We start from the raw sequence: 13,666 nt of genomic DNA on the forward strand, positions 1-13,666 counted from the left end.
TGTTGAAACCAACTGAGATTTCGATACGACTATAGTGTGAATAGGAGGTGTTTGTTTGAGTGAGCATTTAGCAAATATTATGGAGGAGCATGGTGAATATTGCCTTCGTGTAGCTTATCTATATGTTAAAGATTGGGCTATTGCAGAAGAAATTGTTCAAGATGTATTTTTTGCTTATTATCGGCAACAGGAGCGCTTTGAACAACGATCCTCACTAAAAACATATTTAGTAAAAATAACAGTACATAAAAGCCATGACTATTTACGAAGCTGGAAAAATAAGCGTCATATTTTATTTGAAAAGCTGCACATTGGGGTCAGTAAACGGTCGCCTGAAACAAATTTACTTGAAAAGGATGAGCGAAGAATTGTGACAGCCACTTTGTTTGAGCTTCCGATCATCTATAGAGAAGTTATCATTCTTTATTATTATCAAGAATTAAAGGTTCGGGAGATAGCAGAGGTTCTTGGGTGTACAGAAAATACAGTGAAAACAAGACTGCGTAGAGCTAGACAAATTTTGCAGGAAAAACTGGACAAAAGCCATTGGGAGGTGCTAGAAGATGACATCTTTTAAGGATAAACTGGATAAAGAGCTTGGAGAAGCCCCACGTTTCTCACAACAATTGCAGGAGCGTATTTTGCACAATGTATCTCAAGAAGATAAAAAACCTCGTAGATGGCAATATCCAGCGATTATCATTGGGACAGTCGTGACGTTATTCTTTTTGATTGTAATTGGTCCATGGAAGCAAGAAGATGTAGCAAAGCATGCTGCGATTGTTGAGCTAGCTCAACATGAAAATATTAAACGATTTACGATTGCACAAAATTGGGAGGAAGATTCCTTTAAGGCTGGAAGAACTGGTTGGATCTTAGTGCAACAGACTTATAAAAAAGATTTGGAAACAACGCTCATTGCGAATACACTCCAAAAGGCAGTTATATCGAAAAAAGATAGTGATTACTATGCATATCGTGATGTATGGGTGGAGTTTGACAATGGGCAGGTTATGCAGTTAAAAATGTTCTTAAACGATGGGCAGCTAGCTTTTAGCGATCGACATACTAATATTTTCTACAAAGTAACAGATGATGATACTGCCTCGGCATTTATTGCCCTTATGCGAAAAGATGAAAAAGATATTAGTTTAGGTGAGATGCTTACATTTTTAATAATTGTTCTCTTTCTAGGGTGGCTTTTAGAAAAAGCAATTCGAAAAAAGTTTAGCATTCCAAAGGAGCCAAAATATATAAATGCAGGCCATCAAAGTACAACATATGTTGCTAAGTTTATACAAGGGGCGGCTTTAATTTTATTTAATATATATGGGTGGTTTATATATACAGCTGCAATATTCGGATTTTTAGCTGTCGCCACGATAAGCACAATTGTGATTGACTATTATTATGGGCGTGAGGAAAAAAGACATTATATATCAATCGGTTCATTTATTGCACTAGTGCCACTAATAATTGTATTTATCATTTATTTTTAATAGAAAGGAAAGAGATGCTCGAATTATTCCAGAGCATCTCTTTTTGATTCATGACTAGATTAATTGTGAAATTCATTATGAAATATGTAATGACAATCGTCTGAAATTGACTGTCAATCATCAAATACACATCTCTTTAAAAGGAACCAAAGTGATAATTGAAGTATTAAAATAACAAACACTAAAAAAATCAAATATAGAATGTGTTGAGATTTACATAAAAAGATCCATAATTGGGTTCCGTATTCATTAACAATATTTAGTTAAAAAGTACTTTTTTCACTTGTGCACTATAGCAAATATTTCTGTTATAGCTGATTGGTTTAGTTGTTTTTAAGTTTGAAAAGCATAACTAGCCATAGCTAAAAAAATGTATAGAATTCTTTTTAAAAGAAAAAATATATATTTGAATAATAAAAATGAATAGGTAATGATTATTCGTTTTGAAGTATGCACAATGTGTATTGTATTTATTTAATTGAATATCCATTAAAAGTTAAACGAATCATTTGACATGGTTTTTAAGTTTCTTTTTGCGTGAAAGAAATTTCTTTGTTTCGTCTTTGAAATTCTCTTTTGTTCACGGAATTTCTACTTAATGGATATTTGTTCATGAGCCTTTAAAAAAACACGAAGAAATAATAAGCGTTAGAAAAAGTGAATATACATAGATTGCATGTGAAAATATGCACAAGATTAATTATATCAAAATAATTTATGTAGAGTTGGATAATAGAGTAGAAAAATAATATTAGCTAAAAAATGTTGTAGTTTTCGTTTAATAAACATCTATTTACTTAGAGACTGTAGTGTTTTCGTTATAAGATTATTAGGGTAAAAAATAAAAAACTTTTTGGAGAAATAATATTTTTTTTAAAAACATCTTGCATTTGAATAATTCTAAGTGTTAAATTGTTTTACATGGACGTTCATAAAACTTTCACAGGTAGCAAAAGAGGGGAGAAAAGAGAAATTATGAATAAAAATAGATGGTTAATTGCATTATCCGCAATCGCTATTCACCTTTCAATCGGTGGAGCATATGCATACAGTGTATACAAGCTACCGATTGTCACAGAAATGGGATGGAGTGAAACAAACGTAACTGTTGCCTTCACAATAATGATGGGGCTTGCTGGTTTTTCAGCAGCATTATTTGGTAACTTAGTAGAAAAAATGGGGCCACGTAAATCTGCGATGATAGCAGCTGTTCTATTTGGGGCAGGACAAGCTGGTGCGGGTGTAGCGATTTCCATGGATTCCGTAACAATGTACTGGTTAACATATGGTTTACTAAGTGGACTGGGTATGGGTATTGGTTATATTGCACCTGTATCGACATTAGTAAAATGGTTCCCAGATCGCCGCGGTTTAGCAACGGGTATGGCTGTACTTGGATTTGGATCAGGGGCACTTATTACAGCGCCAGTCGCAGCTAACTTAATGGAGGCTGTAGGTATTTCTACAACGTACTTTATTTTAGGGGCAAGTTATTTCACGTTAATGATTTTAGGGGCTTCATATATAGCACCGCCTAAACCTGGTTATATGCCAGCGAATATGAAGGCTGCTGCAGATAATGGTAAAGAAGTAGTGAAAAAAGATTTAGCTGTCATGTCAGCACGTGAAGCTGTAAAAACTAAGCATTTCTGGATGCTTTGGTCGATGCATTTAGTAAACGTAACAGCAGGTATTATGATGATTTCTGTTGCATCTCCAATGGCTCAAGAAATTGTAGGATTATCAGTTGCGGGAGCCGCAACAATGGTAGGAATAATGGGATTATTTAATGGTGGTGGTCGTTTAATATGGGCTGCTGTGTCTGACTATATTGGTCGTTCGAACGTCTTTGTAATTTTCTTTATCGCACAGCTAGTTACATTTATCGTCTTACCGCATACAACAAACGTTATTATTTTCCAAGCGCTTATTTTCTTAGTTGTTAGTTGCTATGGTGGAGGTTTCTCAAATCTACCTGCATTTGCAAGTGATTTATTCGGTACGAAACAACTTGGAGTTATTCATGGTTATTTATTAACGACTTGGTCATTAGGTGGTATTTTTGGACCGCTTTTAGTGAGCACAATTAAAAACTCTTATGGAAGTTATATTCCAGTATTCTATGTGTTTACAGGATTAATAGCTGCTTCATTAATTATTTCATTAACATTACGTGCAGATGTACGTAAACGAACAGCGTTAAAACAAGCTTCTGAAAAGGTTGGAGACGTCTCCGCTACACAATAAATTTTACTTTCAATTCGCACTTGAAGGTATTGGCCATATGAGTGTCATTTCGCACATGACGCTTGTATGGTCTTTTTTTTTGTAGCTGTTGTTATATAACACTTGATTAATCTCTGTTTAATGTATAACAGTCGATGTCTGATGTCAATATCATTACGGGAAATAAAGTGATTTCGCTACCAAAAGAGAAATTTTGTAACGGAAAGCAAATGCGAGGTTCATTAATCGATTTTCAAGAGAACGACATCAAACAAATGTTTTTTGGTCACCACCTTTCGTTTTTAACTTATTTCAGCAATTATTTTTTTGTAGCAAAATCGAAGCGTCAGCTACAGAAGTCTCCTACCTCTATAGGTGGTGAGATGATTGCGGATTAAGCTGCTTTTCAGCGGGTGTGACAAGCACAAAGCCGATTCCGGACGCAATTATGCCGAGGCATAATTGATTTTGATTGAATCTTTCCCAAAGTTAAAACGTATATAAAAATAAATAAGGAGGCAATGTGATATGGGGAAATTTTCTTTAAATGAGTTTATTAATAAAACACAGCAGGACGACAACGAAAATGAATATTTCGAGTTAGAAACTGAGCGTGTATTAGAGGTCAACCTAAATGGCGAGGTTTGGTCGAAAATGGGCGCGATGATTTCTTACGTAGGAGATATTAAATTTGAGCGTGAGCGTGTGTTAGAGCATGGCTTAGGTAAAATGTTTAAAAAGGCATTAACCGGCGAAGGTACACAACTTATGAAAGCGAAAGGTAAGGGGCGACTTTATTTAGCCGATCAAGGGAAGAAAATAACGGTCTTCGATCTAAAGGATGAAGGTATTTGTGTAAACGGTAATGATTTACTCGCATTTGAACCTAGTATTGATTGGGATATTCATTTAATGCGTAAAATGGCAGGAGTCATGTCAGGTGGGTTGTTTAATGTAACCTTACAAGGGAGAGGGAAGGTAGCCATTACAACTCATTTCGAACCGTTAACCTTGTTAGTGAAGCCTGGTGAAACGATCTATACTGATCCACATGCCACAGTAGCGTGGTCAGGTAATTTGTCTCCCGAGTTTAAAACAGATATTAGCTTCCGAACATTTATCGGTCGAGGTAGTGGTGAATCCATTCAAATGGCGTTTTCTGGTGAAGGGTTTGTCATCATTCAACCATATGAGGAAGTATATATGTCAAAAGAAGGCTAAAAAAAGCGTGTCCGCGTTTTCAGGACACGCTTTTTATATGATAGCAAGCAACTCGAATCGCTGTTAAGTCGTTGATAACTTCCGGGAAAACGCTAATAGAAGTCCGAAATACAAAGTATACTACATTCCTGCGTTCATCCCTGCAATACGTCCTGTAACGAGTGCAGACGTAATATTATAGCCTCCTGTGTAGCCATGAATATCAAGGATTTCCCCGCAGAAAAATAAACCATTCTTTTTCTTCGAAGCCATTGTCTTTGGTTCAATCTCTTTAACAGAGACGCCACCACCAGTGACAAATGCTTTTTCAAGGGATTGTGTACCACTAACTGTCATTGTGAAATTGACGAGTAATCTAGCTAAGTTGCGGATTTTTTCCTGTGATAATTCAGTACCTGTCATTTGTACATCGATATCTGCACGCTCACATAAAAATAGTAGCCAGCGCTCAGGCGCAATTCCTTTCCAAACATTTTTTACCGCTTTTTTTGGATCTTCTTTAATGAGTTTGTTTAAATATTGCAGGCACGTTTCCTCATTATAAACAACAAGTGTTTGAATACGCATTGTCACAGGCTCGTAACCTGTTTTCATTAATTCTTTCACGATAAATTGACTACAGCGTAAAACAGCAGGACCGCTTAATCCGAAATGAGTAAAGAGCATGTCCATTTGGTGTGTGACGAGCGCCTTACCCTTTTTGTTTAAAACTGAGACAGCGACATCACGTAACGCAAGTCCCTGTAGCTCACGAGCTTGAATAAAATCCTCTTTTGATAGAACAGGAACCTCAGTAGGGAAAAGCGTTGTAATTGTATGGCCAGCACGATCTGCCCATGGATAACCATCTCCTGTTGAGCCTGTTTGTGGAACAGCTTTCCCACCAACGGCTACGACTACTGCCTCACTACGAATTTCTGTGCCATCTGTAAGGCGTACCCCGAGAATTTTTTCTTCATCCATTAGTAACTTATTAACGGGTGTGTTTAAGCGTACTTCCACGTGTAGTCTCTGAAGCTGGCGAATAAGTGCATCTACAACATCTTGCGCGCGGTTAGATACAGGAAACATACGCCCATGATCTTCCTCTTTTAATGCCACACCAAGTCCTTCGAAAAATGCAATAATATCCTCGTTATTGTAAACCGTGAATGGGCTGTAAAGAAAACGACCATTTCCAGGTATGTGCTTGACGATTTCTTCCACGGGCAAACGGTTTGTGACATTACAGCGACCACCGCCTGAAATGGCCAATTTTTTGCCGAGCTTTGTCCCTTTTTCTAGTAATAATACTTTCTTTTTACGTTCTCCAGCAGCGATAGCAGCCATTAAACCGGATGGGCCACCACCGATAACGATAACATCGTACATATATTTAAAAACTCACTTTCTTTTCAAATTAGGAATCTTTCCTATTATACATGAAGTCTATATAGAGGGGCTTCTTTCACATTGAAAATAAAACAAAAGTATTTTATAATTCCTTATCTTCTACTTTAAGTAGCTCGTCACCATAACGTTGGGAATGACATGTGATAAAACTTTTGCTATGTATATCAGTTGATTGGAGTGGAGACTGGGCGACTCCTTGGGGATCAGCAATAGAGGAACGAAGGCTAAAACCATCACATCCTGTGATAACGCCTTCGTGACCAACATCGTGTTGGCCCGAGACCCTGGAGCGAGCATCGCGAGTGAAGCGGCTCATCGGACGCCCCTAGGAAAGCGCCCAGTCGGAACGGAAATCAACTCCACATTATGGTGAAGAGCTTAAGTGTGTAAAGTTTTGAAGGGAAATTGAGGTATTTTCGAGAGATAAAGAGCTCGTTGGTTGATCGAATAATCGGTGTAGAATAAATTCACTGATGAAAGTTTTACTTTATATGTATTGTCGGTATGAAATGAATGTCTTTTCATGCTATTATGGTAAAGGTTATGCACTAAATTATGAGGTGAAAAATAGAATGTGCGGATTTATAGGCTATATTAATGGAACAAATGTGATCGATCATCATCAAACGATCGAAAATATGATGAATACAATTATTCACCGTGGACCAGACAGCGGCGGGATTCACAGTGATGATAAAGTAACGTTAGGATTCCGTCGATTAAGTATTATCGACTTATCAGACGTGGCAAATCAGCCGTTGTACAGTGCGGATGGTAACATCGTTCTCGTATTTAATGGGGAGATCTTTAACTTCCAAGAGCTACGTGCTGATTTGATTGAAAAAGGTCACAACTTTAAAACACACTCTGATAGTGAAGTTATTATTTATGGTTATGTTGAATACGGAGTAGACTTTGTCAAAAAGCTTCGCGGAATGTTCGCATTCTGTATTTGGGATAAAAAGAATGATTTACAATTCATCGCTCGTGATGGCTTTGGTATTAAGCCACTGTATTATACAGAAAACACAACAGATGGTACTTTTATTTTCGGTTCAGAAATTAAATCATTTTTACCACACCCATCATTTATTAAAGAATTAAATAAAAATGCGCTACGTCCTTATTTGACGTTCCAATATTCTTCAATGGACGAAACGTTCTTTCAAGGTGTGTACAAATTACAACCAGCACACTATATGCTTATTCAAAATGGACAAAAGCAAATTGTGCAGTATTGGGATAAAAAATTCCATGCCAAAGAAGCTCCAATTGAAAAATATGTAGAAGACATTCGTACGACTGTAAGTGAATCAGTAGACGCGCATCAAATAAGTGATGTAAAGGTTGGTTCTTTCTTATCAGGTGGTATTGATTCAAGTTATATTACTTCATTATTACGCCCTGATAAATCCTTCTCTGTTGGTTTCTCTGACTACGAGGATATGTTTAATGAAACAAATTTAGCAAAAGATTTATCGGATACATTAAATATTCAAAATGAACGTAAATATATTTCGGCAGATGAGTGTTTTGAAGCATTACCAAAAATTCAGTGGCATATGGACGAGCCACAATCAAACCCATCTTCTGTACCGCTTTACTTCCTTTCTGAGTTAGCATCGAAGGATGTAACAGTAGTACTTTCAGGTGAAGGTGCGGATGAAATTTTTGGTGGCTACTCATGGTACCAAAACTCTGGTAAAATGCAAAAATATGAGAAAATCCCATTTGGTATTCGTAAAGCGTTACGTGGTATAGCAGAGGCGTTACCTAAAAATCAATATTCGAACTTCCTCGTTAAAGGTGGTCAAACAGTAGAAGAACGCTTCATTGGGGAAGCGGTTGTATGGGACGAAGAAGATGCATTAAATGTCTTGAAACCAGACTATAAAAATGGTCCATCTGTTAAATCGATTACAAAACGTATTTACGATGAAGTTCCAGGTGATGATGATGTTACTAAAATGCAGTATCTTGATTTAAATCTTTGGATGCCAGGTGATATTTTATTAAAAGCAGATAAAATGAGTATGGCTCATTCTATTGAATTACGTGTACCATTTTTAGATAAAGAAGTGATGGAATTAGCGAAAAACATTCCATCAAAATATCGCGTAAATGACATTGATACGAAATATGTTCTTCGTCAAGCTGCACATCAGGAATTACCTGAAGAATGGGCAAAACGTCCAAAGCTTGGCTTCCCAGTGCCAATTCGCCACTGGCTGCGTGAAGAAAAGTATTACAAGTTGGTAAAAGAAATGTTTACAACTGACTTTGCTAATGAATTCTTTGATACAAAACAATTAGTAGGCTATCTAGATGAGCACTATGAAGGAAAAGCGAATCGTGGACGTTATATTTGGACAGCCTATGTGTTCTTAGTATGGTATAAACAATTTTTCGTAGATATGTAATAGAGAAGTAGCTTTAATCGGTGGGGGTTTTCGTAATCTCCACCGATTATTTTGAGCCTTCTACTTTTAGTAGGGAGGACCAGTCTCTATTTTTTATGGAGCTTCTAGAACTTTTTAATGTATTTCTGCGTCTGTATACCTATAAATATGTTAAAATTACAATTGGTTTACTTATTTAATATTTTGCGATGATGTGCTTTCTTGTTGTTTTGCTGAATTTTGCTAAGCACAAAGCCGATTCCGGACGCAATTTTGCCGAGGCATAATTGATATGACAGCGTTTAAAACGATCCTGTAAAAGTGCTCGGGTAGCGGAAGAAACCGCTCAAGTACTCAGTAAAAGTACTCAAGAAACAGAAAGAACTGCTTAAGAAGCAGGTTAAACGTCGAATACTTTGAAAAACGACTGCTCTGCTTGTACTGAAACAAGCACCTTTAACAGCAAATATTTTATAAGTGTTACGATATTGAAAATATTGATTTTACGATGAATGGATGGGTACGATGTCCAATTTAATGAAAGGTACTGCGATATTAACAATGGGAATGTTTTTATCGAAGGTGCTCGGATTAATTTATATTTTTCCTTTTTATGCGATTGTAGGTGAGGAAAATGTTGCTCTCTATCAATATGCATATATTCCCTATTCGATAATGCTAGCAATAGCCATCTCAGGTGCGCCAATTGCCGTATCCAAGTTTGTTTCTAAATACAATGCATTGGGTGATTACCAATCAGGCCGCAAGCTTATGAAATCTGGCATACTTATTATGATGTGTACTGGATTAGCTGCGTTTATTGTTCTCTTTATATTAGCTACGCCAATAGCGGGGCTTGTTATTAAAAGTGATGAACAGGCATTTACGGTAGAGCAAATTGCTTCAGTTATTCGCTGGGTTAGTTTTGCGTTAATTGTTGTGCCATTTATGAGTCTCTGGCGTGGATTTTTCCAAGGCTATGACAAAATGGAACCTACCGCAGTTTCTCAGTTAGTAGAGCAAATTGTTCGTATTGTTGTGTTATTGGGTGGTTCGTTCTTAGTTGTGGTAGTTTTCAAAGGGAAACCAGAAACAGCTGTTTCCTTTGCAGTATTTGCTGCATTTATTGGGGCAATTGGTGGGTTGCTAGTACTTTATTATTATTGGAAGAAATATCAACCTGAATTTGATTTACTGCGAAGTCAAAGTGTGACGTCTACACAGCTACCAATGTCCAACATATATAAAGAAGTAATTACGTATTCAATTCCTATGGTATTTGTAGGCGTAGCCAATCCGTTGTTCCAATTAGTGGATATGCTAACGTTTAATGGAGCTATGATATCTATAGGCTTAGCGGAAGTAACGGATAAGTATTTATCAATGATTAACTTTACAACACAAAAGGTTGTCATTATCCCAGTAATGTTAGCTACAGGTTTTTCGTCAGCACTAGTACCGACGATTACAAAATACTTTACGCAAGGCGAATATTTATCGCTACGACATGCAATGGATAAAACATATCAAATATTAATTTTTATTACATTGCCTGCGGTAGTTGGGATTTCATTGTTATCGAATGAAATTTACTTTATGCTCTATACTGAAAGTGAGATGGGGGCTATGATTTTAGCCCATTACGCACCTGTTGCTATTTTATTTGCATTATTCCAAGTGACGGCAGCTCTTTTACAGGGCATTGATTTCCAAAAGTGGATTGTCCTCAGCTTATTATCTGGGATTTTAGTCAAGCTATCGATTAATATTCCTTTAATTCGTTTGATGGAGGCAGATGGCGCACTTCTTGCTACAGCTATTGGCTATAGTGTTTCAATTATCATTAATATGCTTGTGCTACGAAAAACACTGAACTACAAATCAGAAATGGTTATTCGTCGTGTCATGCTCATTTCACTTTTGACAGCGGCAATGGCGGTAAGTGTACTAATCGTTCATAAACTTTTAGTGTTAATAATGGGACCAGTAAGTGGTAAATTCTCTGCATTAGTTTATTCTGTTATTTGTGCTGGAGTAGGTGTAGCAGTATATGGCTATTTGTCTTTACGCCTAGGCTTAGCACAAAAGCTTCTCGGTGAACGATTGACAAGAATTACAAACAAACTGGGGTTTAAATAGGAGGTACTAATGCGTTTAGATAAATTACTATCGAATATGGGTTACGGGTCACGCAAGGAAGTTAAGCAGCTTCTAAAGCAAAAAGCAGTGACAGTAGATGGCGCATATGCGAAGGATGCAGCATTACATGTTGATCCTGACAAGCAGGATGTCTCCGTATTTGGTGAACGTGTGAACTATACAGAATTTGTATACTTTATGATGAATAAGCCTCCTGGCGTTATTTCTGCTACGGAAGATTTGCGAGATGAGACTGTCATCGAATTGTTAGATCCTTTACATCAGCATTTCGAGCCTTTCCCTGTTGGTCGCCTAGATAAAGATACAGAGGGATTATTGCTAATAACGAATGATGGTGCGTTAGCACATAATTTATTGTCTCCTAAAAAACATGTGCCAAAGGTTTATTATGCACAAATAGAAGGAATTGTGACTGAGGAAGATTGTGAGAAATTTGCTCAAGGTGTTGAGCTAGATGATGGTTATGTAACCAAACCGGGAGAGCTTATCATATTAATATCAGCTCAACAATCAGAAATTGAGTTAACGATCCAAGAAGGAAAGTTTCATCAGGTGAAGCGTATGTTTGAGGCTGTTGGAAAACGTGTAACCTATTTAAAACGCCTATCAATGGGCAACCTAAAGTTAGATGACAGTCTAGATTTAGGTGAATATCGAGAATTAACGGCTGAAGAGCTAGCCTGCTTACAAAATAGGGATTAAAGAATTCCTCGATGCTAACGACGATTAGTATCGGGGTATTTTTTATATACATACTTATACCAGCAACTGTATAATTGATGTAACCTTTGGTGAAAAGCTATTTAGTCTATGGTACTAAAAAATCACTAAATGTTTCGAAAAAATGATGGTGAAAATAAGTAGAGGACACGTTAATGAAAAACTTAAGAATTAAATTATTAATATCTTTAATTGCCTTTGCATTAATACTTGTTACTGTAATTTTTTATTTCAATAGGCAAATACTAACGGCGGATATCGAAAAACAAGAAGTCATGAATAGAACATTAATTGAAAATCATATTCTGACAGATATGCAAACGGTAGATAATGCACATTATTATTTTGATAAAAATCTCTCTGAGAAAATGGAAGCACTACTACGAAAACTAATTACATATTATGAAGAAAACCCACATATAGCAAAGTGGGATTTGCAGAAAATAAAAAACGAGCATGGAATGGATGTGTACATACTCGATCAATCAAATACCGTAATTTATACAACTTTTGAAAAAGATAAAGGTTTAAATTTTTCTCAATGCTGCACACGTTTTTCTACTTTACTAGACGAACGTCGAGTAAGCGGGAAATACTATGGTGATGGTATTGATATTTCAACAACTACTGGGGGATATCGAAAATTTGGTTATCTAGCAACACCTGACAAGAAATATTTGTTCGAGGTAGGGATAGACTTACTTGAAGATCCTGTATTCCAAACTTTTAACTTCGGAAAGACTGCTGACTATCTAATTGATAAATATGCTGATTTGTTAGAAGTAAAAACGATAACTGCGGGAGGGGTTTTCTTTGGTGATTCTAAATCTCGTAAAACTGTAAATGATCAATCGAAAATATTTCAAGAGCATTTTGAGCTAGCAAAAAATACGATGGAGCCAACGGAATATCAAAAGGAGTTTAAAAATGGCTATATTGAAAGGTATCGTTTTTTACCATATAAAGCAGAAGCGGTTCGGGGGGAATCCTCTAAAAGAGTTGTATATGTAAAATACGGTAATTTCACAGAAATTAGAGCGCTAACTAAAAATACAAAGCAGTTTCGAATGTTACTGTGCATTGCCTTAGTAACTTCTTTCATCATGCTATTAGTCATCAATAAGCTCCTTTCCAAAACGATTCATCTCGCAACATATGATCCATTAACGAATGTTTATAATCGTGCTACCTATATTAGAAAAATGGGCAATTTATTAAGAAAAAGGAAGACGAATCAACCCGGTTTATTGCTGTTAGATTTAGATAATTTTAAACAAGTAAATGATCGATTTGGACATGTTGAAGGTGACAAGATCCTGATTGAAACAGCCAGAACTTTAAAACAAGAAGTAGGGAAAAATGGCTTTGTTGTTAGATTTGGTGGAGATGAATTCGCCATTGTTTTGTATGATACGAAAGATGAATATATGGAAAGATTAGCGCATTCTATTTTGGAGAAAATTCATCACTTGAAGTATGCGGATAAAATCTCTGTTGATAAATGGTCTGTACTTTCAGTCAGTATGGGCGGTGCCATTTGCAGTCATTCAGATGAGTCAGAAAGAAGCTTGTTTGAGCGTGCAGATAAGGCATTATATCGATCGAAAAATGCCGGTAAAGACCAATACACAAGTTATAAAGAAGCTGCTGCCGATGAAGGAAGCCAAAGCCACTTAAAATAATTTTATAATCATTCGCTCCATTACTATTACAGTGAGTCCAAGCAAATATTTCGAATGCTTAGGATTCGGTTATAGGACTGGAGCGATTTTTTTGTCTGAAGTTAACGCCAGTAAAAGCCCTATTACATTTTATTGGCTCATTACCAAAGTTGTGGATGACATTTGTTGAAACATATGCCATTTATATTAGTTGATTGGAGTGGAGGCTGGGCGACTCCTTGGGGATCATCGGACGCCCCCAGGAAGCTTTGCTCTGTGCGAAAGCGAAGCGTCAGCAACAAATGTTTTATCTGTGCGAAAGCGAAGCGACAGCAACAAATGTTTTATCTGTGCGAAAGCGAAGCGACAGCAACAAATGTTTTATCTG

The 13,666-nt window shown here is 36.6% G+C and carries 11 protein-coding genes; 9 read left to right on the forward strand and 2 right to left on the reverse strand.

What is annotated here, in order from left to right; translation table 11 throughout:
- Window positions 1-55 precede the first annotated feature (55 nt).
- From ACFCYJ_RS23705 to ACFCYJ_RS23725, 5 genes are all read left to right on the forward strand, one after another.
- On the forward strand, window positions 56-577 hold the full coding sequence (locus ACFCYJ_RS23705) for a sigma-70 family RNA polymerase sigma factor (protein ID WP_376077823.1): 522 nt from the start codon (window positions 56-58) through the stop codon (window positions 575-577).
- Window positions 564-1,499 (forward strand): hypothetical protein, encoded by a 936-nt coding sequence (locus ACFCYJ_RS23710; protein ID WP_376077825.1) that lies wholly within the window; start codon window positions 564-566, stop codon window positions 1,497-1,499. The genes ACFCYJ_RS23705 and ACFCYJ_RS23710 overlap by 14 nt, the downstream gene beginning before the upstream one ends.
- A 975-nt stretch (window positions 1,500-2,474) precedes the next feature.
- On the forward strand, window positions 2,475-3,746 hold the full coding sequence (locus ACFCYJ_RS23715; protein WP_376077828.1) for an L-lactate MFS transporter: 1,272 nt from the start codon (window positions 2,475-2,477) through the stop codon (window positions 3,744-3,746).
- A gap of 134 nt (window positions 3,747-3,880) precedes the next feature.
- Window positions 3,881-4,123 (forward strand): hypothetical protein, encoded by a 243-nt coding sequence (locus tag ACFCYJ_RS23720; RefSeq protein WP_376077830.1) that lies wholly within the window; start codon window positions 3,881-3,883, stop codon window positions 4,121-4,123.
- Window positions 4,124-4,253: 130 nt separating this feature from the next.
- A complete protein-coding gene (locus ACFCYJ_RS23725) occupies window positions 4,254-4,946 on the forward strand; it encodes an AIM24 family protein (RefSeq protein ID WP_376077833.1) in 693 nt (230 codons plus the stop codon).
- Between the two features lie 120 nt (window positions 4,947-5,066).
- Here ACFCYJ_RS23725 and ACFCYJ_RS23730 read toward each other — a convergent pair whose 3' ends face one another.
- Both ACFCYJ_RS23730 and ACFCYJ_RS23735 read right to left on the reverse strand, forming a co-directional pair.
- The gene (locus ACFCYJ_RS23730; protein ID WP_376077835.1) at window positions 5,067-6,317 is read right to left on the reverse strand and encodes a BaiN/RdsA family NAD(P)/FAD-dependent oxidoreductase; all 1,251 of its coding nucleotides are present in this window, start codon (window positions 6,315-6,317) and stop codon (window positions 5,067-5,069) included.
- Between the two features lie 103 nt (window positions 6,318-6,420).
- Entirely contained in the window at window positions 6,421-6,654 is a 234-nt protein-coding gene (locus tag ACFCYJ_RS23735; RefSeq protein WP_376077837.1) for a hypothetical protein, read from the reverse strand.
- 256 nt (window positions 6,655-6,910) lie between these two features.
- On the opposite strand from ACFCYJ_RS23735, the gene asnB reads away from it, so the two are divergent.
- The 4 genes from asnB (at window position 6,911) to ACFCYJ_RS23755 (ending at window position 13,299) form a co-directional block, all read left to right on the forward strand.
- A complete protein-coding gene (gene asnB / locus ACFCYJ_RS23740) occupies window positions 6,911-8,758 on the forward strand; it encodes an asparagine synthase (glutamine-hydrolyzing) (RefSeq protein ID WP_376077840.1) in 1,848 nt (615 codons plus the stop codon).
- Between the two features lie 504 nt (window positions 8,759-9,262).
- The gene (locus ACFCYJ_RS23745; protein ID WP_376077843.1) at window positions 9,263-10,876 is read left to right on the forward strand and encodes a putative polysaccharide biosynthesis protein; all 1,614 of its coding nucleotides are present in this window, start codon (window positions 9,263-9,265) and stop codon (window positions 10,874-10,876) included.
- Between the two features lie 9 nt (window positions 10,877-10,885).
- Window positions 10,886-11,599: a pseudouridine synthase gene (locus tag ACFCYJ_RS23750; RefSeq protein WP_376077846.1), complete on the forward strand. Its 714-nt coding sequence runs from the start codon at window positions 10,886-10,888 to the stop codon at window positions 11,597-11,599.
- Between the two features lie 173 nt (window positions 11,600-11,772).
- The gene (locus tag ACFCYJ_RS23755) at window positions 11,773-13,299 is read left to right on the forward strand and encodes a diguanylate cyclase (protein WP_376077849.1); all 1,527 of its coding nucleotides are present in this window, start codon (window positions 11,773-11,775) and stop codon (window positions 13,297-13,299) included.
- The last annotated feature ends 367 nt before the right edge of the window (window positions 13,300-13,666 follow it).

The sequence above is a fragment of the Lysinibacillus sp. NPDC056232 genome, assembly GCF_042267565.1.
Classification (GTDB): Bacteria; Bacillota; Bacilli; order Bacillales_A; family Planococcaceae; genus Lysinibacillus.

What these genes read in the sequence shown, in the direction of transcription:
- ACFCYJ_RS23710 (WP_376077825.1), top strand. Translation starts at nt 564, where the DNA reads ATGACATCTTTTAAGGATAAACTGGATAAAGAGCTTGGAGAAGCCCCA.
- ACFCYJ_RS23715 (WP_376077828.1), top strand. Translation starts at nt 2,475, where the DNA reads ATGAATAAAAATAGATGGTTAATTGCATTATCCGCAATCGCTATTCAC.
- ACFCYJ_RS23720 (WP_376077830.1), top strand. Translation starts at nt 3,881, where the DNA reads ATGTCTGATGTCAATATCATTACGGGAAATAAAGTGATTTCGCTACCA.
- ACFCYJ_RS23725 (WP_376077833.1), top strand. Translation starts at nt 4,254, where the DNA reads ATGGGGAAATTTTCTTTAAATGAGTTTATTAATAAAACACAGCAGGAC.
- ACFCYJ_RS23730 (WP_376077835.1), bottom strand. Translation starts at nt 6,317, where the DNA reads ATGTACGATGTTATCGTTATCGGTGGTGGCCCATCCGGTTTAATGGCT.
- ACFCYJ_RS23735 (WP_376077837.1), bottom strand. Translation starts at nt 6,654, where the DNA reads ATGAGCCGCTTCACTCGCGATGCTCGCTCCAGGGTCTCGGGCCAACAC.
- asnB (WP_376077840.1), top strand. Translation starts at nt 6,911, where the DNA reads ATGTGCGGATTTATAGGCTATATTAATGGAACAAATGTGATCGATCAT.
- ACFCYJ_RS23745 (WP_376077843.1), top strand. Translation starts at nt 9,263, where the DNA reads ATGTCCAATTTAATGAAAGGTACTGCGATATTAACAATGGGAATGTTT.
- ACFCYJ_RS23750 (WP_376077846.1), top strand. Translation starts at nt 10,886, where the DNA reads ATGCGTTTAGATAAATTACTATCGAATATGGGTTACGGGTCACGCAAG.
- ACFCYJ_RS23755 (WP_376077849.1), top strand. Translation starts at nt 11,773, where the DNA reads ATGAAAAACTTAAGAATTAAATTATTAATATCTTTAATTGCCTTTGCA.